The sequence below is a fragment of the Pseudomonas sp. FW305-3-2-15-C-LB1 genome (genome assembly GCF_058787615.1).
In genome coordinates, this window is the sequence record NZ_JBYSZX010000045.1 from 1 (window position 1) to 533 (window position 533).

The 533-nt window shown below is 48.2% G+C and carries 2 tRNA genes and 1 rRNA gene; all 3 read right to left on the reverse strand.

What is annotated here, in order from left to right:
- Nucleotides 1-181: 181 nt before the first annotated feature.
- Nucleotides 182-257, reverse strand: a tRNA-Ala gene (locus tag AC3WP7_RS30045).
- A gap of 30 nt (nt 258-287) precedes the next feature.
- Nucleotides 288-364, reverse strand: a tRNA-Ile gene (locus tag AC3WP7_RS30050).
- 83 nt (nt 365-447) lie between these two features.
- Nucleotides 448-533 (reverse strand): 16S ribosomal RNA (locus tag AC3WP7_RS30055); the annotation flags it as partial.

The following is a 533-nucleotide window of genomic DNA, read 5'->3' on the forward strand; positions in this document are numbered from 1 at the left end:
TAAGAGAACTCACAAATTTTACCTTAGCCTGATCCGTTACCAGTGAAAGTAACGTTCAGTCTATCTTTCTATCACATACCCAAATTTTTAAAGAACGATCTAATCAAAGACTAGAAATCAACATTCACCATCACCTGGATGGAATGCTCATTTCTAAGCTTTCATACGGCAGAAGCAGTAGTGGTGGAGCCAAACGGGATCGAACCGTTGACCTCCTGCGTGCAAGGCAGGCGCTCTCCCAGCTGAGCTATGGCCCCGTATTTCTACAGGCGTTTCCCACACAAAATTGGTGGGTCTGGGCAGATTCGAACTGCCGACCTCACCCTTATCAGGGGTGCGCTCTAACCAACTGAGCTACAGACCCAATTTCGGGCTGCTTCTTTATCGTCTTCTTCAATGAATCAAGCAATTCGTGTGGGAACTTATGGAGCAGCTGATGTCGTCGATTAAGGAGGTGATCCAGCCGCAGGTTCCCCTACGGCTACCTTGTTACGACTTCACCCCAGTCATGAATCACACCGTGGTAACCGTCC